Source organism: Streptococcus suis (genome assembly GCF_002960425.1).
Taxonomy (GTDB): Bacteria; Bacillota; Bacilli; order Lactobacillales; family Streptococcaceae; genus Streptococcus; species Streptococcus suis_S.
The window spans coordinates 152,025-178,353 of the sequence record NZ_POIZ01000087.1; the positions used below are offsets into that span (position 1 = coordinate 152,025).

A 26,329-nucleotide genomic window follows, 5' to 3' on the forward strand; every position below is an offset into this window, starting at 1 on the left:
ACCACTTATTCCTTATTTTTCCTATGGATTTGAAGTGCTAGAGCTACCTGAAATTTGTGCTTTGATTTCTTGATTTTTCTCTTTTAAAGCATTTACTTCATCTGAGGAAGTATTTGATTGCCTTGCACCACTTGTGGTATTTGGCGGTGTAGTACCTTGCCCCGATGGTATACCTTGAGTGGTGCCATTTTGTCCTGGCGGCATTCCTCGCATTGCTCCGTCTCGGCCTTGTGGCATACCTTGCATTTCTCCGTTTTGCCCTGGTGGCATACCTCGCATTTCTCCATTTTGCTCTGGTGGCATACCTCGCATTTCTCCATTAGGGGCAGTTGGCATTTGATTACCTGTGTTTGAATTAGCCTGGCTATTTGCTGTACCAGCTTGATTTTGAGCCAAAGCTGCCTGGCTTTGTGTAGTGGCTGTTCCAGCATTTTTTGCAACTGACATCCCACCAGCAAAGCCTACAGTTGCCGCTGTAATAGCAACCGCTGCCAAAACTGTTTTGGATTGTGATTTCAATTGATTGATCAATGACATAAAGTTCCTCTTTTCAATAATTTTTATCATAGTGAATAAGCACTCACCTGATGATAAGAATAGTATAAAAGGAGAAACTTAAAGCAAGCTAAAGATATATGGCACTTTTCTTAAAGCAAACTAAAAGAAGTCCTTTCGGACTTCCATTTTACAATTCTGTAATATCACCTGTGCGAAGGTAAACAACCCACTCACAAATATTTTTAGCATAGTCACCAACACGCTCCAAGTAGGTCAAGACTTGGAAATAGTCACGACCAGCAACCAAAGAATCTGGATTTTTCTTGATTTCTTCAGTTGTCAATTCTTGGATTGTTGAATAAAACTCATTAACAACCTCATCACGAGCAGCTACTTCATATGCGACTTCCATATCCGCATCACCAAGATAAAGCTCCAAAGTTTCTTCAACAAGTTTTCGAACTTCGCGACCCATCTTCTTCACTTCATCTTCAACTACTGGAATACGGACTTCGCCTTTCATACGAATAGCAGCTTTTGCGATCGAAACTGCGTGGTCTCCCATACGTTCTAAGTCACTTGTTGCTTTCAAGACAGTGATTACACGACGTAAATCTGTAGAAACTGGCTGTTGCAATGCAATAATCTCTAAAGATTTCTTTTCGAGTTTAATTTCAAAATCATTGATTTTTTTATCTGCTTCGATCACTTCTTTCGCCAATTCACGATCATGAGTTGTAAAGGCACGAACAGCATTATTAATTTGAGCCAAAACTTCATTTCCCATAGCGTAAAATTGGTTGTGGAGTTTTCCTAATTCTTCTTCAAACTGCGCTCTTAACATATAAACCTCTTTTCTTTTTAACAGGCCTAACCAAACTTACCTGTAATATAATCTTCTGTCTCTTTGTTTACTGGGTTCATGAACATTTCTTTAGTAGAATTGTATTCGATTAAATCTCCATCTAAGAAGAAACCTGTTCTATCTGAAATACGAGACGCTTGTTGCATAGATCGTGTTACCAAGACCATGGTGTACTTATCCTTCAAACCATACAAGGTATCTTCAATCTTACCAGCTGAGATAGGGTCAAGTGCTGATGTTGGCTCATCCAACAAGATAATTTTAGGACTAGTAGCCAAGACACGCGCTACACAGACACGTTGCTGCTGACCACCTGACAAACCAACTGCTGAATCATGCAAACGATCCTTAACCTCGTTCCAAATAGATGCACCAATCAAGGCACGCTCTACAGTCTCATCAAGAAGTTGCTTGTCCTTAATACCATTGATACGAAGACCGTAAACAACATTCTCATAGATGGACATCGGGAATGGGTTTGGTTGTTGGAAAACCATCCCGATTTCCTTACGAAGGTCTACAGTATCCGTACGAGGACTGTAAATATTTTTACCATTGTAATCAATAGCACCAGTCAAGGTTACTTCTGGGTTCAAATCACCCATGCGGTTAATCGCACGCAAGAGCGTTGACTTACCAGAACCTGACGGACCAATCAAGGCTGTAATTTCATTTGGATAGAAATCAATTGAAACACTATTCAAAGCCTTTTTCTTATTGTAGTAAACAGACAAATCTTTTACTTGTAAAATAGGTGATGTCATTGTTTCCCTTTCTATCCAAAGTGTCCTGAAACGTAATCGTTCGTAGACTTGAGTTTGGCATTTTGGAAGATATTTGCTGTTTTATCGTACTCGATTAAGTCACCAAGATAGAAGAAAGCTGTGTAATCACTTGCACGCGCTGCCTGTTGCATATTGTGCGTAACGATGATAATCGTGTAGTCTTTCTTCAACTCAAACATGGTTTCTTCCAACTGCATAGTGGCGATTGGGTCCAAGGCTGAGGCTGGTTCATCCATGAGCAAGATTTGTGGTTTAACAGAAATCGCACGCGCGATACACAAACGTTGCTGTTGTCCACCAGACAAGGTAAAGGCTGACTTGTGCAAATCGTCTTTTACCTGATCCCAAAGGGCTGCTTGTCTCAGTGAGGTTTCAACAATCTCATCCAAGACTTCCTTATCTTTTACACCTGCACGCTCGTGAGCAAAGGTAATATTGCGATAAATCGATTTTGCAAATGGGTTAGGACGTTGGAAAACCATTCCGATATGCTTACGAATTTCGTAAACGTTCATATCTGGTCTGTTGATGTCAATTCCTTCGTAGAGGATTTGGCCTGTTACCTTAGCAATATCGATCGTATCATTCATACGATTGAGACTGCGAAGATAGGTTGATTTACCACAGCCTGAAGGACCAATCAAGGCTGTAATTTTATTTTTCTCGAACTGCATATCAATGCCCTTGATGGCTTCATTTTTACCATAGTAAACATGAACATCTTTTGTTGAAAGGGCAATTTTTTCCTCTGGGAAAGTGATGATATGGCGTTCATTCCAGTTGTAATCTGCCATTTTTTCTCCTTAATAGTCAGACTTCTAAGCTGCTGAAGTCATTTTCGCATGAAGTTTCTTACCGATATAACGGGCAGAAAGGTTGAAAATCAAGATGAAGACCAAGAGGATTGCTGCTGAACCTGCAGAAACTTGGGTTGCATCTGGAATTGTACCTTCACTGTTTACCTTCCAAATGTGAACCGCGAGGGTTTCTGATTGACGGAAGATAGAAATCGGACTTGTAACGCTTAATGGATTCCAGTTTGACCAGTCAAGTGCTGGTGCTGATTGACCTGCTGTATAGATGAGGGCAGCCGCTTCACCAAAGATACGACCAGATGCCAAGACGATACCTGTGACAATCCCTGGAAGTGCTTCTGGAATAACAACATGAAGAACAGTTTCCCAACGTGAAAGACCAAGAGCCAAACCAGCCTCACGTTGCGTATGGTGAACGTGGCGAAGGCTATCTTCTACGTTACGTGTCATCTGTGGCAAGTTAAAGACCGTAAGGGCCAAGGCACCTGACAAGATAGAGAAACCATACTCAAACTGAACAACGAAAATCAAGTAACCAAACAAACCAACGACAACGGATGGTAGGGATGACAAGATTTCAATACAGGTACGAATGAAGTTTGTCAAAGGACCTTTTTTAGCATATTCTGCCAAGTAAATCCCTGCCCCTGTTGACAAAGGCACAGAAATCAAGAGCGTCACAACCAATAAGAAGAATGAGTTGTAGAGCTGAATTCCGATACCACCACCAGCTTTATAAGAGGATGATTTGCTGGTCAAGAAATGCCAGTTAACATGTGGCAAGCCACGGAGCAAGATGTAGAGAATGAGTGATGTCAAGATGACAACAATCACCGTAGCGATGGAGTAAAGAATACCAGTCGCCAATTTATCGAATTTTTTAGCGTGCATAGTTTTTCTTACCCTCTCTCGTAATAAATTTCATAATCATGTTAAAGATAAGGCTCATCAAGAGCAAGACAAGGGCCAATGACCAGAGAACGTTGTTTTGAACTGTTCCCATAACCGTATTACCGATACCCATGGTCAAAACAGAAGTCAAAGTCGCTGCTGGCGTTGTCAATGAAGTTGGAATCACTGCTGAGTTACCAACCACCATCTGAATCGCCAAGGCTTCACCGAAGGCACGAGCCATACCGAAGATGACTGCTGTGAAAATTCCTGGCTTGGCAGCATTCAAGATAACACGCCAGATGGTTTGCCAGCGAGTTGCCCCCATGGCCAAACTTGCTTCACGATAGTGACGAGGCACCGCACGCAAGCTATCCACTGTCATAAAGGTCACTGTAGGTAAAATCATGACAAAGAGTACAAAGACACCTGACAAGATACCAAAACCAGTACCACCGAAGATAGAACGCACGAATGGCACAACCACTTGCAAGCCAATGAAACCATATACAACGGATGGGATACCGACCAAAAGCTCGATAACTGGTTGCAAGATTTTAGCACCACGCTTTGGTGAGATTTCCGTCATAAAGACTGCCGCTCCGATAGCGATTGGCGTTGCTACAATGGCAGACAAAATCGTCACGATGAAAGAGCCTGAAATCATCGGCAAGGCACCAAAGATTTTAGAACTTGGTTCCCACTTGCTACCAAATAGGAAATCAACAATGCTAACACCGTCTACAAAGAAGGTAGACAAGCCACGTTGCGCAACGAAAATCAAAATCATGGCAACGATAAAGACAATCAATGACAGGCAGAGGAAAGTAATAACCTTACCAAATTTCTCCAAACGGGAATTTTTAGACGGAGAAGATAATTCTTTTGCTAATTGTTCGTTTTTCATGCTTACTCCTTCTCAGTCACCGTGCCATCAGCACTCTTTTCAACCTGCATATCGTTGATAGAAATGTAGCCCATGCTTTCAACGATGCCATTTTGAACTTCATCAGACATCATGTAGTCCAAGAATTCGCCTGTCAATTCAGTTGGCTCTCCCTTGGTGTACATGTGCTCATAAGACCAAATTGGCCAAGCATTGGTTGCTACGTTTTCAGTTGTTGGCGCAAAGCCGTTCAATTTGATGGTTTTTACAGAATCATCCACATAGGCAAATGACAAGTAAGAAATAGCACCAGGGGTTTGAGCTACAATGGACTTAACCATCCCGTTTGAATCCTGCTCTTGACTTTGAGCCGCTGCATGTCCATCCATAACGACTGTATCAAAGGTTGCACGAGAACCAGAACTTGCTGCACGGTTGATGATTGAAATCTCCAGATCCTTACCACCAAGCTCTTTCCAGTTGGTAATTTCACCCGTGAAAATCTTACGAAGATCTTCTGTGGTAATATCCCCAACTGTCACCTTTTCATTGACAATAACAGCTAGACCAGCCACGGCAACCTGATGGTCTACTAGCTTGCTAGCATCGATACCGTCCTTCTCTTCCGCGAACACGTCCGAGTTACCAATCTGAACTGCTCCAGACTGGACCTGTGACAAACCAGTACCTGAACCACCACCTTGAACATTGATAGACTTACCGATATTGACACTACCGAATTCGTCTGCCGCCGCTTCAACCAACGGCTGAAGAGCTGTAGAACCTACTGCAGTGATAGACTCTCCGCGATCAATCCATGAGGAACAACCTGAAAGAGCTACACTACTCAAAAGAAACAAAGCTGCAATTCCAAGCTTCTGCTTTTTTTTCATTTCGTTTTTTCCTTTACATTTTTCAGTGGAATCTCCAATAAGTACTCTGTATTTTACAAGGAATTTACAAGATATTTCCACTCATCCACTATATCATATAAAAAGACAAGTTGCAAAAAAAATCTGCTTATTTTCAGTTAAAATCTGAGACCTTTGGGAAAGGCATTTTTAAGGGTTCCAGATACAATTTTTGCAAAGCCTAAACCATTTCCTTGAACTGCTACCTGATACCAACCATTTGGCAAGTCTTTGGATACTGCAAGGGTTTGTCCAGAAACATAGGCCGGGAAATCTTCTAGGCTAATCTCAACTCGATTCTTGACTTCTGTACTGTGAAGTGCCAAGCCTAAGGCAAAACTAGGTTCAAATCTTTTTTTCTTGAATGTCCCCAAATGAAGACCGTTGCGAGCAATCTTAACTTTTGATAAATCTGGCAGACCATCTGGTAGGAGATAGAGATTGTCACCAAAAACCTGCAACAAACCTGTTAAGGAAACCTTCAAGTGTTTTTGTTCAAATTCTTTCCAGAGAGTCTGTTGCTCCCTGTTCAAATTTGATTTTCCTGGTTTGAGTTTTTTCTGCTTGGATTCCCCTAAAAACTTGAACTTAGCAACAAACTGCCCTTCACCTGAAAAATGATGAGGATACATACGAGCCGTTTGAGGATAATCAATCCCTTCTACCATGCCATTGATTTTGGGAATATCAACCAACTCTAGCTCATAATTCTCCAGCAACCAAGTGACGATTTCTTCATTTTCTTCAGGTGACCAGGTACAAGTCGAATAAATCAACTGCCCATCTGGAGCCAGCATGGTCAAGGCGGATTCTAAAATCTCTCTCTGCAAGCTAGCACACTGGGCAGGATAGTCCTTGGACCAGTATTGGATAGCATCAGGGTCCTTTCTGAACATCCCCTCGCCTGAGCAGGGGGCATCCAGCACAATCATGTCAAAATAGGCAGGAAATACCTTGGCTAAACGGTCCGCAGACTCATTGGTCACGACCACATTTCTTGCCCCAAATCGTTCGATATTTTCTGCTAGAATTTTGGCACGTTTGCTTGAAATTTCATTACTCACTAGCAGTCCAGTATTGTCCAAATAGGAAAGCAAGTGGGTGGATTTTCCACCTGGCGCTGCCGCTAGGTCCAATACCTTCATACTTTTTTCTGGGCTTGCAACCTGTCCTACCACTTGCGCAGCTGGTTCTTGCGAATAGACCAGGCCTGTCACATGTTCAGGAGATTTTCCAGAAACCTTTCCATAATAGGACCAGGGCATGTCTGGAATTGGGTTGTCAAAAGCAATTTGCCCTTCCTTCAAGGGATTGGTCCGAAAACCCGAAATAGCTGGCTCATCAAAACTCTCAAAAAATGCTTGGGCTTCTTGACCAAGCAAATGACTATATTTATCAATAAAATCCTGTGGTAATTGCATTAGAATAGATACCTCTTTACTTCTTCCAAGTGCTGATTGGCAACTAGGATGACGTGTTCTCTTTTATCAAACGATGGATTTTCAGCCTCCAAGCTCAACAAACTAAGACCTAAGCCTTGTCCAAGAATACTGGCTGCAGCATAGTCCCAAGGATAGAGATAGGAAGCATAGGCAAACAATCGTCCTTCTAAGACATGAGTAAATCCAATGCCAGCACTGCCAACAGAGCGTGTTCCTAAAGTCTTATTCGCCAAGTCTGCCAAGCCGTGTTTGTTAGCAGCATAGAGCTGAGCATTCAGCCCCATCAAACTCTGCTTGAGTGGGGAAGATGCTGGCTTAGACAGAACTTGTTGATTACAAGCAACAGGAAATCTTCCACCGCCATGAAATAGCTTGTCTTGCATGACATCGTAAATCAATCCAAATTGACCAATGCCATTTTCAAAATAGGCCAGCATAATGGCAAAATCATTTTTCTGGGCAATAAAGTTACTGGTGCCATCAATGGGATCCAAGACCCAAACATTTCCCTTTGAAACAGAGCTAACATCCCCACCTTCTTCACCAAAAATCAAGTCAGTAGGGTATTCTTTCTTAATACTGGCTGTCAAAAAGTCTTGCACTTCCTTGTCCAGATGGGTCACCAAATCCCTAGCACAAGCCTTTTCTTCAATCTCTAACTGGTCATCAATATGCTGGCGTAAGAAATCCCCTGCTGCCAAAACAAGCGACTGGGCTAAGCGATACTTAGTTTCCAAGACGGACAACCCCTTTCCCCTTTTCCTTGGCAGCCTTGACAACTTGATAGGTAGAATAGCCAGAAACATCTTCAAATTCACGATCAATCTGGCGTTCCTGTCCCTTGCTTTTGACAACTTCTTTAAACTGTTTGTAGCTAGTCAAAATGGTCGTTGCATCTGCACCCTTTTCATAGGCTGCCTCCACCTGATTTAAAAAAGAAAGCACGGAGGAAATCTCCTCTGTGCTCCACGAAAAATCAAGTGGATATGAATAATTCTTGTTCATATCTCTTATCTTTCTTATCCTATTTCTGCTCTCAATGTAGCATTTTTTAGTTCTTGTTTGCGATATTTGCGTGGCAAGAATGCACGGATCTCATCTTCATTAAACCCAATCTGCATCCGCTTCTCATCCAAGATAATCGGACGACGGAGCAAACTTGGATAGGTTTCAATCAAGCCAATTAACTGCTTAATGGATAATTCATCCACATCAACATTAAGCTTTTGAAAGACCTTCGAACGAGTGGAAATCAAATCATCTGTTCCATTCTCTGTCAAGGCTAAAATCTTCTTCAGCTCATCTGCTGTCAGAGGACTGGTCATAATATTATGTTCAACGAAAGGGACTTCGTGGCTGGTCAACCAAGCACGCGCCTTACGGCAACTGGTACAACTGGGTGACAAAAACAAAGTAATCATACACTCATCCCCCTCTCTACATTATCCCTTAATTCTATTATAATGCATTTCAACATCGTTTTCAATAGGGAATTTTAGTCTAAATCTCTTAATTTTTCTAAACTTTCTATTTTAGCTTCTAGTCGCTTGATTAGCTCCGTTTGTTCATCCATTTTGGCAATCAATAAATCCAACTTGGTTTCTTTTTCAGTTTCAGAGAAAAAGCGGGTAATGGTCGAAGTCACCATACCAAAAGTACAGATTCCGACTAGCATCAAAAGAATGGCAATGACTTTCGAAATAGTGTCTTGGGGAACAATATCTCCATAGCCTACTGTTGTCATGGTCACAATCGACCACCAGACTGCATCAAAAAAGGATTTTCCCTCAATTGCTGACAGCAGGACACTGGCTGTCAAAACGGCTGATATATTTAACATCAAGACCTTGGACAGACTATTTGTATGCAAGAGCCTATTAACCGTATCCCAGAAACGATTGGATAGAGCAAAAATGCGGGCCACCTTAACCAGTCTAAATAGTCGAGCCAAACGCCCCAAACGAAAAAAACTGAAAACAGAGTCAAATGGAATGATGGCTATCAATTCCAAGACATGACTTTGGATGTACTCCATGCTATCATCTGCATGGTAAAGGTTTACAAAGTAATCACAGACAAAGATAAACCATAATAACCAGTCGATTATGTTGTAACCTGCTGAGTTGGCAATACTCGCATCCATCAACTCAAGCACTATGAGAAAGACATAGACAATGGCTAGATAGGTCATGCCTTTTTCATATCGGGGATCCTGAATTATTTTCTTAATCATCTTTCCCCCACTCTAGCGCACATTCTTCATCTCGTTTCATCTGCTCCATTAGGCTATCAATTCCATCAAATTTGACCATATCTCGAATTTTTTCAAGCCAAAAAACCCTGATTTTTTCACCGTAGATAAAGCGATCGAAACCAAAAATATGCGCTTCTATCCGCATTTCCGTTCCATCAAAAGTAACATTTTTCCCTACGCTGGTCATGGCACGGTAGCGTCTGCCATCCACTTCAACATCTGCTACATAGACACCCTCTGATGGCAAATGAACTCGGTCAAAGGGGGCTAAATTGGCAGTTGGATAACCGATTGTGCGGCCTCTGGCATCTCCATGAACCACAATCCCTTCAGTCATAAAGGTATAGCCCAGTAGGCGATTGGCTAAATCAACCTGTCCAGATTGGATAGCCTGACGAATACGCGTAGATGAAATCTTTTCTCCATCAAGGCAAATTTCTTCTACTATTTCAACCTGCCCATCAAATAAGCGGGTCAAATCTTGTACATCCGCTCTGCAATTCCCGAAATGGTAATCAAAACCAGCCACCAAAACCTGCGCATTGAGGCCTTTAATATAGCGGTCCATAAACTGCTGAGGAGTATTGCTGGCAAATTCACTGGTAAAGTTGGTCAAAACCAGCTGGTCTACACCGTATGTTTCTAGGAGGCGGTAGCGTTCCTCTTGACTGGTCAAATGGAGCAAGAGCTCAGGAGAAAAGCGGGCAAAGGCCAGGCGTGGGGTTTCTGGAAAAGTAAGGACGGTTACAGACAATCCTTTTTCATCAGCCACTCGTCTTGCACGTTCTAAAAGGGCCTTATGACCCAAATGAATGCCATCAAAATAGCCTAGAACTAAGACAGTTGGCTCTTCCTGATGAAACTCTTGATAATCTTTAATTGTTCTAATATTCATAGTGTTTATTTTATCACAACTAGGCTAAAATCTCTTCCAGAAGAACCTTCCGAGGTTTATAGACTTGGTCACGCTTTTCTAGGATAGCCACCAGTTTTTTCTTATGAAAGCCTGCAACCAATGCTGCATCCGCTTCAAGTGAGATAAATCTACCAAATTTTGCATCAATGACCTGTTCAATCGTCAAGTCAACAATAGGCAAATCCCCAATTCCTTGCTCAATGGGACGGAGGAAGGAATAATCAGCCTGGACAACCTTGTCCGCAATTTCCTCGATTGTCAGGGCATCTGCCAAATGCATACCTGCCGAGCCTGTTCGCTCCAACTTGGACATATGGCTGGCGTAGCCTAGCTTAGAGCCCAAGTCAACAGACAGGGTACGGACATAGGTGCCTTTACCACAGCGAACTCGGAAAGTGAATCGTGCACAGTCATCCGTCAACTCAATAGGGCTGGTCCGTTCAAAACTGTAAATGTCAATTTGGCGTTGAGGACGTTCGACTTCTTCGCCCGCCCGTGCGTATTCGTAGAGTTTGCGGCCATTTACTTTGACAGCAGAATACATAGGCGGAATCTGGGTAATAGTACCGACAAAGCTAGCCATGGCCTCATCAACTGCCTGCTCTGCTATGTCCAAAACCGGTGTCCGCTCAACAAGGTCCCCCGACGCATCTTCGGTCGTGGTCGAGTAGCCCAGGGTAATCTCTCCCTCGTAAATCTTGCCCTCTTCCTGCATATACTCAATCATGCGAGTAGCCTTGCCGACTGCAATGGGCAGAACGCCTGTCACATCTGGGTCCAAGGTGCCCCCATGACCGATTTTCTTCTCTTGCAAAATCTTGCGGAGCTTAAAAACCACATCGTGCGAGGTCATGCCCGCTTCTTTTTTGACGTTAATAATTCCTGAAATCATGTTTTCATTATAACACAAAGGACCGCACTTGTGGGCGGTCTGGTTGGATTAAATATCCCGATGAAAATCGCTGTCAATCTCAAAAAATGGTTGGATATCTTGGACGTATTCCAAGACACCTTGAAACTCTCCCTGTTCATCACGCACGGCCTTATAGACCACATAGACAAACTTGCCCATACTCTCGGACTTGAACCACATGGTCACCTGGTCTTTTTGCCCTGTTCGAAGCAGTTCAAAAATCTTCTTGACCTTGTCTAAGATTTTGGGCGGATGGCAGAGCTCCACATGACGTCCAATCTGGCTCGGAGTCCGTTTGAAAATCATGTCTTCAACAGGGTGGCTGTCATTATAATATTGGAAAATGTCATCCTTGTTGACAAAGGTGAGTTCCAGCGGTAAATGGTTGAGAATGAGATTGGCCTGTTCGACAGACAAGTAGCCATTGCCAAAGGTCTGCGGACTGGTCCTGTCTTGAACAGATTCTGATTTCTTTTTCGGTGTGAAGGTAATGGTGAACTGGCCTTCTGGCGTATCGATAATCTGCTGGTTTGGCCCAGCTGTCTGCGGAGCAAGACTGTCGGCCGCCTGCTCTGCTATTTCTCCAAAAGCCTCCCGATGAGGCACCCACTTGGCTGTCGGCTTAACAATAGCGTAGCCGTAGGCGTCGCTGTCCGCTGCCACTTGGAGCCAGTCGTCCTGGGTGAAAATCTCCAGCAAAATCATGAGGAGAATAGCTTCCTCCTTGAAAATCATCTCCTCGAACTCCTTGGCGAAGCTTTCAAAGTGAGCACGTGTCGCAGCTAGGTCGCCTGTGGTAAGAGCCTTGTGAGCCGTCTTGAAGAGGTCGCGAATCTCGTCGTCCACGCCCCACATGACCTTTGGCGGTGCATCGTGACCGTAGCGTTCCATAATGGGAAAGAAGACCTTTTCCTTGCGGGTATAGTGGTTTTCAAACTGACCGAGGAGGCCAAACTGGCGTGTCAAGCCCTGCTGGAGCTGGTCTTGCAGTTCCGCATCTTCTGTCTGCTCATACTGGTCGAGGATACGGCGGATGCGTAGGAGAGCCGCCCGCAGTGCTAGGTTTTCCTGCTTGAAGACATAGACAGGGTGTCCTTCCTGGTCCATATCTGCCACTTCCACATCTGCAATGGCTCCTTTGAAAAGGTTGGCGTGGATATTGCAGAGGCTCATGACGTCTTCAAAAGTGATGCCCGTATCGCTGGACATGAGCTCATGCTCCATTAGGGAGATTTCGAGGGCAGAAACACCCGTAAAATGCTGATTAAACTGGTCCTGAACAGACTCTGGACTGGCACCATTGTGCAGGTCCAAGAGAATATTCTTCAAAATGTCAATCCGTTGGTCTGTCATGCTTCTCCTCCTATTACCTCATAGCCGTTGCATTCCAAGACCTGTTGAATACGGTCTAACGGAATCTTGGTCATCTTGGAGCCTGTCTTCAGACTGGTCACCTTGCCAACTGTGTTGAGCATGGCTGGATTTGCCAAAGGCTTGAAACCAAGCTCTACCAGAATCTCCTTGACTTCTGGGTGCTGGTTGATAATCTCTGCAACAGGCAGATTTAGGTCGATTGTGTTCATCCTATTCCTCCTTCAACGCCTCAAACTTTGCTTTCATGGTTGGGTTATTACGGGTTAGTTTTTTGACAGAAACGTCTTCCAGCTTATTATTTGCCAATCTGAGCTGGTTTTCGCTGGTTGTTAGGGCTGCCTTGACAGCTTCCATCCGCTTAATGGCCTTGTCGATTTCATCAATTGCTTTCTGGAAATTATTGCTGGCTGACTGGTAGTTCTTGGCAAATGCTGTCTTGAAAGTAGCCAAATCTTCTTCAAAATGGGTAATATCGATATGCTGTTCTCTGACCAAGGCCAGCTCCTGCTTGTACTTCAAGCTGTTCAGCGCAGCATTTCGCAAGAGCCCAATCAACTGAATAAAGAACTGGGGACGGACCACGTACATCTTCTCGTACTTGTGGCTAACGTCCACGATGCCCGTGTTGTAATAGTCATTGTCCGCTTCTAACATGGTCACCAAGACCGCATACTCGCAGTCCTTCTCCCGACGGTCCTTGTCCAGCTCCTTGAAAAAGTCCTCGTTCTTGTGCTTCTTGACCGTGTCGTCCGCCTCGTTTTTCATCTCAAACATAATGGAGAGGATTTCCACGCCGTTCTCATCCAACTCCCGATAGATATAGTCTCCCTTGGAGCCCCGTGCCGATACCTGATTATCCTTCTCAAAGTAGGCATTTGGAAAGGCCAACTGCCGCACCTTGTTGAACTCCGCCTCGGCATACAGCTCCAAACTCTCGCCGATCGCCTTGGTGGACTGCTGGGCCTTGAAGTTCTTGTAAAACTCCACCTGCTCATCCGCCGCCTTGAGCCGCACCTCATACTCCTGACGAGTGGTCGCCAAAGCCAACTCCTGCTTCTGTTCCTGCATAGCCAAAGCATTTTGAGCCGCATCCCGTTCCTTCTCCACCTGAGCCACCGCTTGTTGCAATTCCAAATCCTTAGCTAGCCCGATTTGTCCCAACTGAGCCTTAAGCTCTTGGATTTCTTGGTCTTTTTTGGAAAGTGCAGAGCTGATTTCCAGCTCCGTCTGACTAGCCAGCTTATCCAACTTTGCTGTCAGTTCAAGAATTTCTTGGTCCTTTTGGGAAATGGCAGAGCTGATTTCCAGCTCCGTTTGACTAGCCATCTTGTCCAAGCGTGCAGTCAATTCTAGGATTTCCTTGTCCTTATCGCCCAGTTTAGCTTGCAAGTCATTTTCAGCCTTTTGAGACAATAATTCCCGTTCCCGCTCCAATCGGTCATGGATTTCCTTGTCAAACTCTGTACCACGTACCTGGGCTAAGAGCTGACTGTATTCTGTTTCATTAACCGTAAAAACGGTAGCGCAATGAGGGCATGTAATTTGTTGCATGGTCATTCCTTTCATTCATCCTTCTTCAATCAAATTTACTAAAGTCGGTGACAGTTCCTACTTCTTCCTGACAATATAGCGAATCAGTTTATAAAAAATATATAAAAAACTTAAAATACATAGAAAATAGAAAAAACGGAAAAAATTTCTTGGTTCGAGCCAAAACAGTCGATACAGGACACAAAAGGTCACGACAATCGGCCAACGCCAACCCCAAGTCATTTTTCTTTTTATGAACCACTCTAGCCAATCCTCACCTGAATTGTAACGTGTTTCATAATATTCTTCTCTTATTTGAGCCCACCATCTCTTCATTTGGTTCACCTCATTTTCTACAACTTCAATTCCTTTTCTAAAAAAGCCGACCATTTTTCCTGCAATGGTTGACGTGCAGGCAGGTCCTGACCTTCTAAGAGTTTTTTGATGCATTCATTCTGCACCAGCCAACCTGTCATATCTTTTTTAGCATCCGCAAATTCATTGCCAAAATCAACTGGGATTTCTTCCTCAAAGACAATCAGCGTCTCTTGCTCCTGCTGGCTCAAGCTGAAGGAAAGCCTAGCTGTATCCCAGGTGTAAGCAATCTTTTCACCTGGTTGATAGGTCAACAAGTCCATGGTTTCATGGAAGTCTTCCATTTTAAATACCAACTTGTCACCTTCAACCCTCAACTGAGGAAACCAGCGGGCAAATCCACTATCCGTTGCCAACAAATCCCATGCCTCCACCAAACTAACTGGCACGGTATAGCAAATGCTTAACAGGTATTTCTCAACTTCTTTTTTGACAGCAGTCTTCATATGACACTCCTATTCTATCCTTTTATTATACCAAAAAACACCGGTCCATAACCGATGTTCTCTATGTGTTTATAACTTTTTAACCATGACCAAGCAGGGATTCCATTCATCCCAGAGGCTTGGAAATACCTCTAACTTGACAAAACCGCAGGATTTATAAAAAGCAATGGTCTGGTCATATTCCTTATAATGCCCTTCATCCACTGTCTTGACTTGCAAATAGGCATAGTCCTTCCGAGCCTCTTCCTCCAAAGCCTGCATGAGCAAACGACCAATTCCCTGGCGATGATAGGCTTTCTTGATGCCCATACAATGAACATCTCCGCAAGCCTCTGAAGAATTAGTCAGGGTCACAAAACCAACAGCTTCATCAGCAACATAGGCAGCCCACAGTGGCAAGGCAGAGCCGTCTTTGATGTACTCTTTGGTACTCTCAGGTAAGCCAAACCATTCTGGCAAGTCCGCCAGCACTTATTCGATAATCCTTGCCTTGTCAACAGCAGTCGATACAGTTACAATCTTCATTTCTACTCCTTTTGGGAGATTAGTTTCTGATAACCTCCCCTTGATTTATTTTTTCTACAGCCATTCTATTATTTGATACTTTCATCTTAATCGCCTCCTTTCCTTTTAATTTTATTATATAGGATTGAGCTTAGTATTTCAAGCACTCCTCTCCCATTTTATGCTATACTAGTCTTATGAAAAAAGGAGGTAACTATGATTAAACTAATCGCTCTTGACATGGACGGAACCCTCTTAAACGAGAATAAAGAGTTGATGCAGCCACAAATTGATGCTATTCATCAGGCTGTTGAAGCTGGGGTGACAGTCGTTCTCTGCACAGGACGGCCCTTGGTTGGCGTTAAGCCTTTCGTAGAGCAACTTGGCTTTGACACCGAAGAGGAATATATCATTGTCAATAACGGTTGCTCAACCCATTCCACAAAGGATTGGAGCCTGATTGACTGGGAAGAACTATCTATCTCTGATATTGATTATCTTTCCACTTTTATTGAAAATGATGATGTGCAAATCTCTCTCTTTGACGAGGAAGATTACTTCGTTCTGGCAGAAAAAGCCAATGCACGTGTCAACCTAGATGCTGGTTTGGTAGGAATGATACCCCAGCCCATCGATTTGTCAGAAGCTAGATCTGGCAAACACCGTTTCTTTGAAGCCATGTTCGTCGGTGAAAAAGAGCATATTGATGCCTTTGAAAAGCAACACAATCCTATACTCAGCCAAGGCTATTCCACTGTTCGTTCACAGGACTATCTGTTAGAAATTTTACCAAACGGTGCAAGCAAGGCCACTGGTTTGAAAAAATTGGCAGACCGCCTCGGTATTCTTCCTGAAGAAATCATGGCTATGGGAGATGCCAACAACGACCTGGAAATGATTGCATTTGCTGGACTTGGTATTGCCATGGGCAACGCCAACGAACAAGTCAAAGCTATCGCCCAGGACATCACGGATACCAATGAAAACAACGGCGTTGCCAAGGCCATTGAAAAACATATTTTGAACAAGTAAGGAGATACTATGAAATACCCAACACTCTTAGACCGCTTTTTGGTCTACGTCAAAGAAAACACCCGCTCTGATGAAAACTCTACGACTACTCCATCTACCCAGAACCAAGTTGAGTTCGCACAAAATATCCTTCTTCCTGAAATGAAACGTATCGGCTTGCAGAATGTCCACTACCTGCCAAATGGCTTTGCGGTGGGAACACTACCTGCTAACGACCCAAGTTTGACCCGTAAGATTGGTTTCATCGCCCACATGGATACGGCTGATTTCAACGCAGAAGGCGTCAACCCACAAATCATCGAAAACTACGACGGCAATCCCATTGCCTTGGGAACTTCTGGCTATGAATTGCATCCGAAAGACTTCCCACAACTCGCCAACTACCAGGGGCAAACCCTGATTACCACAGACGGTACGACCTTGCTAGGCTCTGATGATAAGTCAGGAATTGCAGAAATCATGACGGCCATTGAATTCCTAGTCCAAAATCCTGACATCAAGCACTGCGAAATCCGTGTCGGCTTTGGTCCTGACGAAGAAATCGGTGTCGGTGCAGACAAGTTTGATGTGGAAGACTTTGATGTGGACTTTGCCTACACCATGGACGGTGGACCGCTAGGCGAGCTCCAGTACGAGACATTCTCGGCTGCCGCTGCAAAGATTGACTTCCTTGGACGCAATGTCCACCCAGGCTCTGCCAAGGACCAGATGATTAATGCCTTCCAATTGGCTATTGATTTCCACAATGCCCTTCCTGAAGCAGACCGTCCTGAAAAAACCGAAGGTTACGAAGGTTTCTTCCACTTGATGAACATGGAAGGCAGCGTCGATACTGCTTCTACCACCTACATCATCCGTGACTTTGAAGAAGAGGATTTCCAAGCCCGCAAGCAACTCATGCTGGACATTGCTGACAAGATGAATGCCAAGTTTGACACCCCACGTGTCATTGTCAACCTGCATGATCAGTACTACAATATGAAGAAAATCATCGAAAAAGACATGACCCCAATCAACATTGCTAAGGAGGTCATGGAAAATCTGGGCATTAAGCCACTGATTGAGCCTGTTCGCGGAGGGACAGATGGCTCTAAGATTTCCTTCATGGGCATCCCAACGCCAAATATCTTCGCAGGTGGTGAAAACATGCACGGCCGCTTCGAGTTCGTCAGCCTCGAAACCATGGAACAAGCTGTTGACGTCATCCTTGGAATTGTCGCGTACAAGTAATCAATTTTTCAGACTTTCTTAAGAAGGTCTGATTTTTTCTGGAAATCTTCCAAAATTTTTGAAAAACACTTGTATCATTGAACTAATACTGTTATAATAGAACCATCAAAAAAGAAATGGAGTTTTATTATGATAGAAGAAACAGTTGCACAAGATTTATTGGTTGGTATCTGGGGGAGTGTTGTGGTTTTCTCACTCATTTGGAATATCCTCCTTGCCATTTCCAATTATATCCTCTTTAGAAAAGCTGGTTACGCTGGTTGGAAATCCCTCATCCCCTTCTACAACCTCTATGTTCAACAATGCATCACATTTGGAGAGGATAAGGGCTGGTTTATCTTCTTCTTGCTCATTCCACTTGCAGGACCACTCTATGGCATCTATCTAACCTATTGTTACGGTAAAGCCTTTGGTTTGTCAGATATTCAGGCCATCTTCTACGTATTGTTTACACCGCTACTCAACCTCTACATCGCCTTCAATGACGGAAGCCGTTACCAAGGTCCACAGAAATTCTTTATCGACTAATAAAAAGCACACAACTCAACTTGATAGTAAGAGTTGTGTGCTTTTTATCATGTCATTGATTAATGATAAATATTTTTATAGCTTTCAGCCCTAATTAGTTTACTGAAAAAATCATCTAAGGTTTAACTCAATCAATTTTATCACTTCCACATATTTCGGTATTGATGAACTGAGTTTCAACCAATTCTTTATAGAGTTTATTCCTTGATAGTAATTCTTGGTGAGTACCGAAGTCATGTACTTCGCCTTCTCTTATTAAATAAATTGAATCAGCATTTTGAATAGTAGATAATCTATGAGCAATTATTAAGACAGTCTTCTTGCTAGATAAATCTTTAATTAATTGTTGAATTTTCGACTCGTTTATACTATCTAAATTTGATGTAGTCTCATCCAATAATATTATGTCATTTGGAGAAATTAAGGCCCTAGCTAATGATAGCCTTTGTTTTTCACCACCACTCAAAGTGATTCCAGACTCCCCTATTACTCTATCTAGTATTTCTTCAGTAGGAATATCCTGAAAAAGATTAACCAAATTAAGTGCGTTCAAGCAGTCAAATCTTGAAGCATTTTGATTAGCAATTTGTAGATTCTCTAGTACTGTGCCAGAAAAGATTGAAGCATTTTGTTCCACAAAGGTTATCTTTGAACGAAGAACTTTAATTGGCAAATCATAAATATTATTTCCATACAATTCTATTAACCCATTATCTGAATCATAAAATCTTTCAATAAGTTCAAATATAGTTGTTTTTCCTGAGCCAGACGGTCCAACCAATGCTGTCACTCCCGGACCATTAACTGAAATATCAATCTTGTTTAGAATGTTTTTATCAGAATTGTCGTTATATTTAAAGGTTAAATTTTTAATTTGCAAAGCCTGATTCCCTTTTTTATCAAGAACATCTAAAGAATTTACATCTTCTTCTACCGGAAGTTCCAATGCAAGTTTAATTCTCGAATAAGCTCCCAACCCCTCATTTATTGATGATAATACTCCTCCTAGCATTGCAGCTGGAGTCAGTACTAGCATCACATACATTATAAAGGCGCTTAGATTTCCAATAGATATAATCCCTGTAGCAACTCTAATTGAACCAATTCCAATAATCGTTATAAGCATTATTTGTAGTGCTATATTGGAAAAACCACTTATAATTGATTTAAAAATAGCTACTTTTTTACCAATTTTTGTCGCATTAGTTACAACACAACTCATTCTTTCAATAAAAATATCTTCTGATAAAAATGCTCGAATAGTCCTAATCCCCCGCAAAGTTCGTTCCAACTCAGAGGATAACTCCCCAACTACTTCTTGTAAATCCTTCGCAATCGGTCTAGTTTTTTTCCCAAGCAACAAGCCACACATTAAAAGAGAGAGAACGGCTAACAAAGATACACCAAATAATTGAACATCAAGATAAAACATCATAATTAATGCAAATATCATTGTAAATGTTTGCGATACCAATTCTACTATTCCTTGACTCAAAATCCCCCTTAGCTGGGCTGTATCTGCACTCAAGATTGATGCTAAATCCCCAATCTTTTTAGTATCAAATACCTCAATCTTATATTTTATTGCTCGATTCACAATTTGAATTCGTAAACTACTCACTAAATTTTCACTAATACTCTCCAATATATACTGCTTAATTGAGTTAAGGATTGCAGATAACAATACTATTAGGGAGAAAAATACTACAGTTTGCCCCAAAATATTATCGTTAATATTGTCAATAATTTTTGAAAGAAGTATTGGTTGAAAAATTGATAATGTCGACGAAATAAATGCAATAATCAAAGCAATACTTATAGCTATTTTATACGGTTTTAGTAATGTTAACAATTCCCTGAAAGTGACTTCTGAATGTTTTTGACTATTCATTTTTCAACCTCTTTTTGACTTTCAAATAAATTAATAGGAGTAAAATCAAATTCCACAATAATAGTATGATATGACTAGCAGATATTGCTGATATTTTGAAGCTTTCAGAAATAGTTTCATAATAAATGTATGGTAATGCTCCAGGAAATACACGTTCAATATAGGGGATAACTAATATTGGAAATAGCAACAAAGTAGCTAACGCTGTCATCGAACTCTTAAAAAATAAAGTTAAATAATATGCAATGAAGAAACACAAAACGCTACTAAATAGATAAGAGATAAACTGTATTACGCTAACTTCTTTAATAGTTCCTTTAAATGTGAAGAAACTTACGATAACTAAAAATGATAGAATGGCTTGTAATGCACAGTCTATCAACTCAACAATAATGATTTTTTGTGTACTACTATTTTTGTTTCCAGTTAATAAATAGACTATTTTAGATTCTGGATTCTCGACTTCCATAGAGCCATTTATCAGGCCACCTATCATAAATAAATAAGATGCAATTACCAAAATTTGATTAATTGATAAAACAATATAATTATCATTGATTTCAAATGTTATCAAACTAAGAATACAGGTAAATAGAATAAGCAGTAACTGACTTAAAATTTGTATTTTTACCGCATTCAAACTGTATTTTTTATAAATAAGAGCATATACTGTTTCATCCATATTTCTTGTCCTTCTGATTTTTATACCAAGCTTTAATATACATCAAAATAGTTACTATTGATGCTTGAGATAATAATAATAACAAACCATACATTTCTGAAGGATTGTTATTTTCTACTCTTCCAAATGCAAATGACTTTGCACCTATTAGGGGTAATAAATTTTCAAGTGTCGGAGAAACTACTCTCAATACGCCTGATAAAGTTATAACAAGAAGACTTACAATAACAATAACTGATGGAATAGGCTTTCTTGTTATTTTTACTAAAAACATTGAAAGCAATGTCAATGTTATGGCAAAGATAATGATTCTTAACGTTACTTCTAAAATAAGACTTAGATTGAGATAATCTTGTAATGTTTCATCTAACATCACATAGAGCATCGCACTATTTATTAGAGATAGAACAACCGTCAACGTACTGGCTACAATCATTCCAGAACAAATCTGACCTGTTAAAACCGTCTGCCATTTTGGTGTCAATAATTTAGTTAATGATTCCTGGCCAAATTTGTACTCCGTAGATAGAATCAGTGCAAATAAGATTGGAAAAAATAGAATACTAGATTGATAGGGGGAAGATAATATCGCATCTCTTACTGTTTGAAACTCTGTTAATTGACTGGTTGTATCTTCAAGCATAAGAATCTCTGTATCACCATTCGCTATCGCATTGATTACTTGAATATTTTGAAAGGTAAAGAATACACTGATTCCAATCACAATTGCTACCCCCATCCAAAAGAGCGGCAATGATAATATTTTGTATAGTTCACTACGAGTATTTTTCATAAAGCATTACCCCATCTCATTTGTAACAGATTTAAAATAGGCTTCCTCAAAAGAGCCATATTCTTCAAGAACATCTTTGCTACTACCATCAATGACTACCTTACCATTAGATAATCCTACAATTTTATCAACCGTAAGTTCTAACTCATTCATATAATGGCTTGTGATTAAAACAATTTTATCGTCTCTTACAAATTCTCTTAGAAACTCTCTAACCCATCTAATTCCATCTGGATCGAGTCCATTAATCGGTTCATCCAAAATAAGTATTTTAGGATTCGCTAAAATAGCCGTAGCCAGCCCCAGTCTTTGTTTCATCCCAAGAGAGTAGTCTTTTATCTTTTTATTGCCAACATCCTGAAGGCCAACTATTTTTAAACATTCTAAACATCTCTGCTTATCTATACCACTAGTTAAAGCAATCCACCTCAAGTGACTATAGGCCGTCCTTGTTGGATTGGGTTGAAAACTATCCAAAAAGGATCCAACATATGTAAAGGGAGTGTCACTCAATTCTTCATATACTTTCCCATCAAAAGTCGCTCTACCTTCATCTGGAGAAATTAAACCAAGCAGAATTTTTATTAAGGTTGATTTACCAGATCCATTTGGACCAATAAGTGCTGTCACTTCTCCTTCTTTAGCTGTAAACGAAACTTCTGAAAGAACTGTTTTCCCACCAAAACCTTTGCTAACTTTTTCAATTTGTATCATTTATCTTTTCCACCTTTTACAATTATAATTTTTTGAAATTTAGATAAATCCATCTCTTCACCAATTGGTACCCCATCAATTTCTACCCATGCATGAGCTATAAATGGTGATATCTGAAATCCCGAAATCCAATCCGGAGTTCGCCTAGCTATTATTCCCCATAGCATAACTGCAACGGATCTTTGTAGACAACTATGTTTACCTGCTAAATCCTGAGCAAATTGATTTAACTTACTATATATATTGATTTGGAGTTTTGGACTACTCTCAGAAAACATGCTATAGAATAATTCCTAATCCCTAATGGTAACTATTAGGGTAGATGACAACTCGTCATCTACATTTCATATTCTACAAAACAACTATCAGAAAAATATCAGAATTTCTGATTTCTATGTAATTTTTTTGATTCTAGATTATCGCATTGTAATATAATAGCGGTATACGTAACAGACTATATACTAATTTTCATAAGAAGTCTGTATTATTTAGATTATTATCACCCCTATATCATTACCGGGGTAAATATGGTACAATATGATTAGAATATATTTTCAAAGGAGAGGCAATCATGAAATATAAAGTCCTAGTCATAGATGATGATACCGCTATTCTAAGACTCATTCAAAATGTTCTAGAGAATAAAAACTTTGTCGTCGATACGCGAACTGCTATTCCAGAAATTGATATATGTCATTTTATCGGCTATGATTTAATTATTTTAGACATCATGATGCCCCACAGTGGAATTGAAATCTGTAAGTATATCCGAGAATTTATCCCTGTTCCAATCATATTTCTAACAGCTAAAAATTTAGAAGAGGATATTGTATATGGCATACAGTCCGGTGCAGATGACTATATCACAAAGCCATTCAGCATACCTGAACTAGTAGCAAGAGTACAGATGCATATCCGTAGAGAAGTACGCAATAACAATTCTAGTGATATTCTACAGTTTGGACCTCTCGCAATTGATAAAATTAAAGAAGAACTTAGAATTGCGGATATACATATTCCCACTACAAAAAGAGAGTTTCAATTAATTTTGTTACTCTCCAGCAATCCAAATAAAACATTTTCAAATAACGAACTCTTTGATTATCTTTACCCTCATGATTCTGAAACTCAGGGGCGATCAATTACAGAGTATGTATACCAAATCAGGCAAAAATTAAAACCTTATGAAATTAATCCAATTAAAACGATCTGGGGAGGTGGTTATCAGTGGATAACGCTCTGACTTTTAACCAACTGATTAAACAGACATATTTTAAGATATTAAAGCAATTCCTTATTAGTCTTTTTCTATTTTACTTGCTACCAATGTTGTTTACTGCATTTACTAATATTACTGAAAAAAATGCAGGTGCGTTTACTATCTATTTCAGTACGATTTCTTGGATTTATATTAGTCTAATTTTGTTTTCTATTATTGCTAAAAATATGAGTAATCTTTTAGAAAAGATAAGGCAAGAGACAAACATTGTTTATAATCAAAGTCTACTGGTTGATACAAATGAACATGACCTAGCTAAGTTAACCTTAATTGAACTGATTGAAACAAGACAAAAAATTCAGGAAATGCAGTCAACGATAAAAAAAATGATTCAATCTGAAAAACAGCAAAAAAAGGAGCTGATGTTTCAAGTCTCAGCTGCAGCGCATGATCTGAAAACACCTTTAACAGTTATTCAAGGAAATGCTCAATTTTTACAGTCTATGGATATTACTGGAAATATTGGGCAATGTTTAGGAGATATCGAACTTGCCAGCCAACAACTTAATAGATACTTTAACCAGCTCATCAATTACTCTAAAACATTCTATAATGATACTTCCAATTGGGAGAGTTTGTCTTCGGATTACTTACTTGAATTATTTGAACAAGAAATTAGGCTAATTACTGACAAAAAAGCTAATATTCAATTTTCAAACAACCTACCAATCCCTATCTATTTAACGCTTAATCTAAACCTATTCCTACGAGCTATCCTAAATATTATCAATAATGCGATTGACCATTCCAAAAGTAATTATCCAGTAATAAGAGTAGACTACAAGTTAATAGATAATAAATTTTATATTTCCATATGGAATAGCGATTCTTCATTCTCGGAGAATTTACTAGAGAAATATGGGTTACTATTCTATCAAGACAAACAGGCAACAAATTCAGAGCAAGGAAGTCATTTCGGAATTGGATTAGCATTTGTTAAGCGGGTAGCAAAAATTCATGGAGGACAAGTAAATTTGAGTAATTCCGAGAATGGTGCTCTTGTCACTATTTACATTCCAGTCTAGATATCTGTAAGACTTATGGTTGATGAATCATTGATTTCCCTGTTAACCTTCTAACAGGGATTCCCGCTCTCAATTGGATATGTTTAATTTTCGGTTAATTTTCAATAATTTTATCGAAAAGGATGTTCACAAAGATAGTTTTTTTATGCTATTATGATGGCTTACTAATCAATTCAAATCAGGCAACTCCTCTGCTCACAGAAGGGTTGTTTTTTACTTGTTTTAAAAATATATAAAAATTTTATATAATTACTTGATTTTAGCAAATAATAGGTATATAATTTATATATAAATAATTTACATAAAGATAAAGAGGTGAGTTTATGTACTACCCCGTATCCTCTATCTTGATAGAATTTCTAGTCTTAGCCATTGTGGAAAAACAGGATTCCTATGGCTACGAAATCAGTCAGACCATCAAGATAGTTGCTGACATAAAGGAGTCCACGCTCTACCCTATCTTGAAAAAACTGGAAAAGGCTGGCTACGTTACCACCTATACCCAAGAATTTCAAGGGAGAAAGCGGAAATACTATACCATCACACCTGCTGGACGTGAACACATCCCCTTCCTGCAGGCTGAATGGAATACCTACAAAGACCATATTGACGGAATTATAGAAGGGAGCCTACGAAAATGACACGCGCAGATTATCTGAACCAACTAGAACAAGCACTATCTCAACTCCATCCAAGTGCCAGACAGGAAGCTCTGGATTACTTCAATGAATATTTCGATGAAAAAGCGGATGACCTGGCAGCTATTAGCGAACTCGGAACAGCTGAAGAAGCTGCAAAGGAAATCATAGCCAACCTGCCCGAAGATGCCCTCATTGCTAAGGAAGACCAAAGCACTTCACAATCAGCTAAAGCATTTGATTTCGATTTTGACTTTGACTTTCAATTTGACTGGGATGGTTTTTTCAACAATTTCAGACATTCAGCCTTTCAAGCTAGGGAAAGGATTGAATTGGAGGCAAAGATTGAAGAATTACCTGATTTTTCAAGCTTACAGATTGTTCTCGAAGACCAAGCTCTTAGTGTGCAAAGCTATGAGGGTGACAAGGTAGTATTGCATAATCCATTTTCTGAAGAGAGGTCCTATCAGGCTTTTGACTATCAACTAGTCCAAGATAGTTTGTACCTATCTAGCAAGCCACTCCCAGACCACCTCTACTTTTCCAACCAGCAAACCAGCTCTGCTATTCTCAAAATCCCTAAAAGACTCCTGCCCCTTACTAATCTCAATCTGAAAACGACAGATAGTAGTTTGACGGTGGCGGCTGTGCAGGCGAGCGAACAGCTCGTCATCAATGCAGAAGATAGTAGCATCAGCATGACGAAAGTGAGCTGTCCAAGCTCTGCCCTAGGGTTAGAGGACTCTACACTCACTATCTCAGATGGGCGACTGGATGAGTTGAAATTGGAAGCCAGCGATACTGTTATCACTCTCTCAAGCATGAGCCTTTCAGAAGCAAGGATAAGATTAGAAGATTGTGTCTGGAAGTTGAAGGATTTTGTCCTTGAAAAGAGCCTAAACTGCCAGGCTGAAGATTCTGTCCTAACCTTTAAACCAAGTACGGACATCAGTTTGGACATCTGGGAGGAAGATTCTAGCCTCAAACTTCCAAAGGATAAGGCGTTTACCATGATGAAAGAGGATAACACCACTCATCTCAGCTACAAGCAAGAAAATAGCCCTGCTCAGTTGACCATCCATTGTCAAGACTGCCAACTTACTGTAGGATAA

At 40.6% G+C, this 26,329-nt stretch carries 31 protein-coding genes; 7 read left to right on the top strand and 24 right to left on the bottom strand.

Annotation, left to right across the window (positions count from 1 at the left end; all coding sequences use genetic code 11):
• Positions 1–21: 21 nt before the first annotated feature.
• The 19 genes from C1G57_RS10330 to C1G57_RS10425 form a co-directional block, all read right to left on the bottom strand.
• Positions 22–537 (bottom strand): hypothetical protein, encoded by a 516-nt coding sequence (locus tag C1G57_RS10330; RefSeq protein ID WP_105114822.1) that lies wholly within the window; start codon positions 535–537, stop codon positions 22–24.
• Between the two features lie 148 nt (positions 538–685).
• Positions 686–1,342, bottom strand: a complete 657-nt coding sequence (gene phoU, locus C1G57_RS10335; RefSeq protein ID WP_105107612.1) for a phosphate signaling complex protein PhoU — start codon at positions 1,340–1,342, stop codon at positions 686–688.
• A gap of 26 nt (positions 1,343–1,368) precedes the next feature.
• A complete protein-coding gene (gene pstB, locus C1G57_RS10340) occupies positions 1,369–2,127 on the bottom strand; it encodes a phosphate ABC transporter ATP-binding protein PstB (protein ID WP_105114823.1) in 759 nt (252 codons plus the stop codon).
• Positions 2,128–2,138: 11 nt separating this feature from the next.
• On the bottom strand, positions 2,139–2,942 hold the full coding sequence (pstB, locus tag C1G57_RS10345; RefSeq protein ID WP_105114824.1) for a phosphate ABC transporter ATP-binding protein PstB: 804 nt from the start codon (positions 2,940–2,942) through the stop codon (positions 2,139–2,141).
• Positions 2,943–2,966: 24 nt separating this feature from the next.
• Positions 2,967–3,854, bottom strand: a complete 888-nt coding sequence (gene pstA / locus C1G57_RS10350; RefSeq protein WP_105114825.1) for a phosphate ABC transporter permease PstA — start codon at positions 3,852–3,854, stop codon at positions 2,967–2,969.
• Positions 3,844–4,761, bottom strand: a complete 918-nt coding sequence (gene pstC, locus C1G57_RS10355) for a phosphate ABC transporter permease subunit PstC (RefSeq protein WP_105114826.1) — start codon at positions 4,759–4,761, stop codon at positions 3,844–3,846. Before pstC ends, pstA begins: the two co-directional genes overlap by 11 nt.
• A 2-nt stretch (positions 4,762–4,763) precedes the next feature.
• Positions 4,764–5,633, bottom strand: a complete 870-nt coding sequence (locus tag C1G57_RS10360) for a phosphate ABC transporter substrate-binding protein PstS family protein (protein WP_105114827.1) — start codon at positions 5,631–5,633, stop codon at positions 4,764–4,766.
• A 137-nt stretch (positions 5,634–5,770) separates the two neighbouring features.
• The gene (locus tag C1G57_RS10365) at positions 5,771–7,072 is read right to left on the bottom strand and encodes an RsmF rRNA methyltransferase first C-terminal domain-containing protein (RefSeq protein ID WP_105114828.1); all 1,302 of its coding nucleotides are present in this window, start codon (positions 7,070–7,072) and stop codon (positions 5,771–5,773) included.
• Positions 7,072–7,830: an inositol monophosphatase family protein gene (locus C1G57_RS10370; protein WP_105114829.1), complete on the bottom strand. Its 759-nt coding sequence runs from the start codon at positions 7,828–7,830 to the stop codon at positions 7,072–7,074. The genes C1G57_RS10365 and C1G57_RS10370 overlap by 1 nt, the downstream gene beginning before the upstream one ends.
• Entirely contained in the window at positions 7,820–8,098 is a 279-nt protein-coding gene (locus C1G57_RS10375) for a UPF0223 family protein (protein ID WP_105114830.1), read from the bottom strand. Before C1G57_RS10375 ends, C1G57_RS10370 begins: the two co-directional genes overlap by 11 nt.
• 14 nt (positions 8,099–8,112) lie before the next feature.
• Entirely contained in the window at positions 8,113–8,514 is a 402-nt protein-coding gene (locus tag C1G57_RS10380) for a Spx/MgsR family RNA polymerase-binding regulatory protein (protein WP_105114831.1), read from the bottom strand.
• Positions 8,515–8,588: 74 nt separating this feature from the next.
• A complete protein-coding gene (locus tag C1G57_RS10385; protein WP_105114832.1) occupies positions 8,589–9,326 on the bottom strand; it encodes a potassium channel family protein in 738 nt (245 codons plus the stop codon).
• Positions 9,319–10,242: a bifunctional riboflavin kinase/FAD synthetase gene (locus C1G57_RS10390; protein ID WP_105114833.1), complete on the bottom strand. Its 924-nt coding sequence runs from the start codon at positions 10,240–10,242 to the stop codon at positions 9,319–9,321. The genes C1G57_RS10385 and C1G57_RS10390 overlap by 8 nt, the downstream gene beginning before the upstream one ends.
• A gap of 19 nt (positions 10,243–10,261) precedes the next feature.
• On the bottom strand, positions 10,262–11,152 hold the full coding sequence (gene truB / locus C1G57_RS10395) for a tRNA pseudouridine(55) synthase TruB (protein WP_161941158.1): 891 nt from the start codon (positions 11,150–11,152) through the stop codon (positions 10,262–10,264).
• A 51-nt stretch (positions 11,153–11,203) separates the two neighbouring features.
• A complete protein-coding gene (locus C1G57_RS10400) occupies positions 11,204–12,529 on the bottom strand; it encodes a DUF438 domain-containing protein (RefSeq protein WP_105114835.1) in 1,326 nt (441 codons plus the stop codon).
• Entirely contained in the window at positions 12,526–12,759 is a 234-nt protein-coding gene (locus C1G57_RS10405; protein WP_029172144.1) for a DUF1858 domain-containing protein, read from the bottom strand. Before C1G57_RS10405 ends, C1G57_RS10400 begins: the two co-directional genes overlap by 4 nt.
• A 1-nt stretch (position 12,760) precedes the next feature.
• Positions 12,761–14,101 carry a DUF2130 domain-containing protein gene (locus C1G57_RS10410; protein ID WP_105114836.1) on the bottom strand — a complete coding sequence of 447 codons (1,341 nt, stop codon included), beginning with the start codon at positions 14,099–14,101 and terminating at the stop codon, positions 12,761–12,763.
• Positions 14,102–14,433: 332 nt separating this feature from the next.
• On the bottom strand, positions 14,434–14,901 hold the full coding sequence (locus tag C1G57_RS10420; RefSeq protein WP_105114838.1) for an ATPase: 468 nt from the start codon (positions 14,899–14,901) through the stop codon (positions 14,434–14,436).
• A gap of 69 nt (positions 14,902–14,970) precedes the next feature.
• Positions 14,971–15,372, bottom strand: coding sequence for a GNAT family N-acetyltransferase (locus C1G57_RS10425; RefSeq protein ID WP_238595292.1), 402 nt, complete (start codon positions 15,370–15,372; stop codon positions 14,971–14,973).
• 249 nt (positions 15,373–15,621) lie between these two features.
• On the opposite strand from C1G57_RS10425, the gene C1G57_RS10430 reads away from it, so the two are divergent.
• From C1G57_RS10430 to C1G57_RS10440, 3 genes are all read left to right on the top strand, one after another.
• Positions 15,622–16,437, top strand: a complete 816-nt coding sequence (locus tag C1G57_RS10430) for a Cof-type HAD-IIB family hydrolase (RefSeq protein WP_105114839.1) — start codon at positions 15,622–15,624, stop codon at positions 16,435–16,437.
• A 9-nt stretch (positions 16,438–16,446) separates the two neighbouring features.
• Positions 16,447–17,667, top strand: a complete 1,221-nt coding sequence (gene pepT, locus C1G57_RS10435; protein ID WP_105114840.1) for a peptidase T — start codon at positions 16,447–16,449, stop codon at positions 17,665–17,667.
• 129 nt (positions 17,668–17,796) lie between these two features.
• Positions 17,797–18,195 (top strand): DUF5684 domain-containing protein, encoded by a 399-nt coding sequence (locus tag C1G57_RS10440; RefSeq protein ID WP_105114841.1) that lies wholly within the window; start codon positions 17,797–17,799, stop codon positions 18,193–18,195.
• Between the two features lie 127 nt (positions 18,196–18,322).
• Here the strand turns inward: C1G57_RS10440 and C1G57_RS10445 are convergent, their stop codons facing one another.
• From C1G57_RS10445 to C1G57_RS10465, 5 genes are read right to left on the bottom strand one after another with little or no spacing between them, the layout of a single operon-like run.
• Complete coding sequence (locus tag C1G57_RS10445) at positions 18,323–20,086, bottom strand: ABC transporter ATP-binding protein (RefSeq protein ID WP_105114842.1); 1,764 nt, start codon at positions 20,084–20,086, stop codon at positions 18,323–18,325.
• Positions 20,079–20,768 carry a hypothetical protein gene (locus tag C1G57_RS10450; RefSeq protein WP_044981420.1) on the bottom strand — a complete coding sequence of 230 codons (690 nt, stop codon included), beginning with the start codon at positions 20,766–20,768 and terminating at the stop codon, positions 20,079–20,081. The genes C1G57_RS10445 and C1G57_RS10450 overlap by 8 nt, the downstream gene beginning before the upstream one ends.
• On the bottom strand, positions 20,761–21,561 hold the full coding sequence (locus tag C1G57_RS10455; RefSeq protein WP_044981418.1) for an ABC transporter permease: 801 nt from the start codon (positions 21,559–21,561) through the stop codon (positions 20,761–20,763). Before C1G57_RS10455 ends, C1G57_RS10450 begins: the two co-directional genes overlap by 8 nt.
• A 6-nt stretch (positions 21,562–21,567) precedes the next feature.
• A complete protein-coding gene (locus C1G57_RS10460; RefSeq protein ID WP_105114843.1) occupies positions 21,568–22,275 on the bottom strand; it encodes an ABC transporter ATP-binding protein in 708 nt (235 codons plus the stop codon).
• Positions 22,272–22,553, bottom strand: a complete 282-nt coding sequence (locus C1G57_RS10465; protein WP_105114844.1) for a lasso peptide biosynthesis B2 protein — start codon at positions 22,551–22,553, stop codon at positions 22,272–22,274. Before C1G57_RS10465 ends, C1G57_RS10460 begins: the two co-directional genes overlap by 4 nt.
• Before the next feature lie 293 nt (positions 22,554–22,846).
• Between C1G57_RS10465 and C1G57_RS10470 the strand changes: the two genes are divergently transcribed.
• From C1G57_RS10470 to C1G57_RS10485, 4 genes are all read left to right on the top strand, one after another.
• The gene (locus tag C1G57_RS10470) at positions 22,847–23,518 is read left to right on the top strand and encodes a response regulator transcription factor (protein ID WP_105114845.1); all 672 of its coding nucleotides are present in this window, start codon (positions 22,847–22,849) and stop codon (positions 23,516–23,518) included.
• Positions 23,503–24,579 carry a sensor histidine kinase gene (locus C1G57_RS10475; RefSeq protein WP_105114846.1) on the top strand — a complete coding sequence of 359 codons (1,077 nt, stop codon included), beginning with the start codon at positions 23,503–23,505 and terminating at the stop codon, positions 24,577–24,579. The genes C1G57_RS10470 and C1G57_RS10475 overlap by 16 nt, the downstream gene beginning before the upstream one ends.
• A 323-nt stretch (positions 24,580–24,902) precedes the next feature.
• Complete coding sequence (locus tag C1G57_RS10480) at positions 24,903–25,220, top strand: PadR family transcriptional regulator (RefSeq protein WP_105114847.1); 318 nt, start codon at positions 24,903–24,905, stop codon at positions 25,218–25,220.
• Positions 25,217–26,329: a DUF4097 family beta strand repeat-containing protein gene (locus tag C1G57_RS10485; RefSeq protein WP_105114848.1), complete on the top strand. Its 1,113-nt coding sequence runs from the start codon at positions 25,217–25,219 to the stop codon at positions 26,327–26,329. Before C1G57_RS10480 ends, C1G57_RS10485 begins: the two co-directional genes overlap by 4 nt.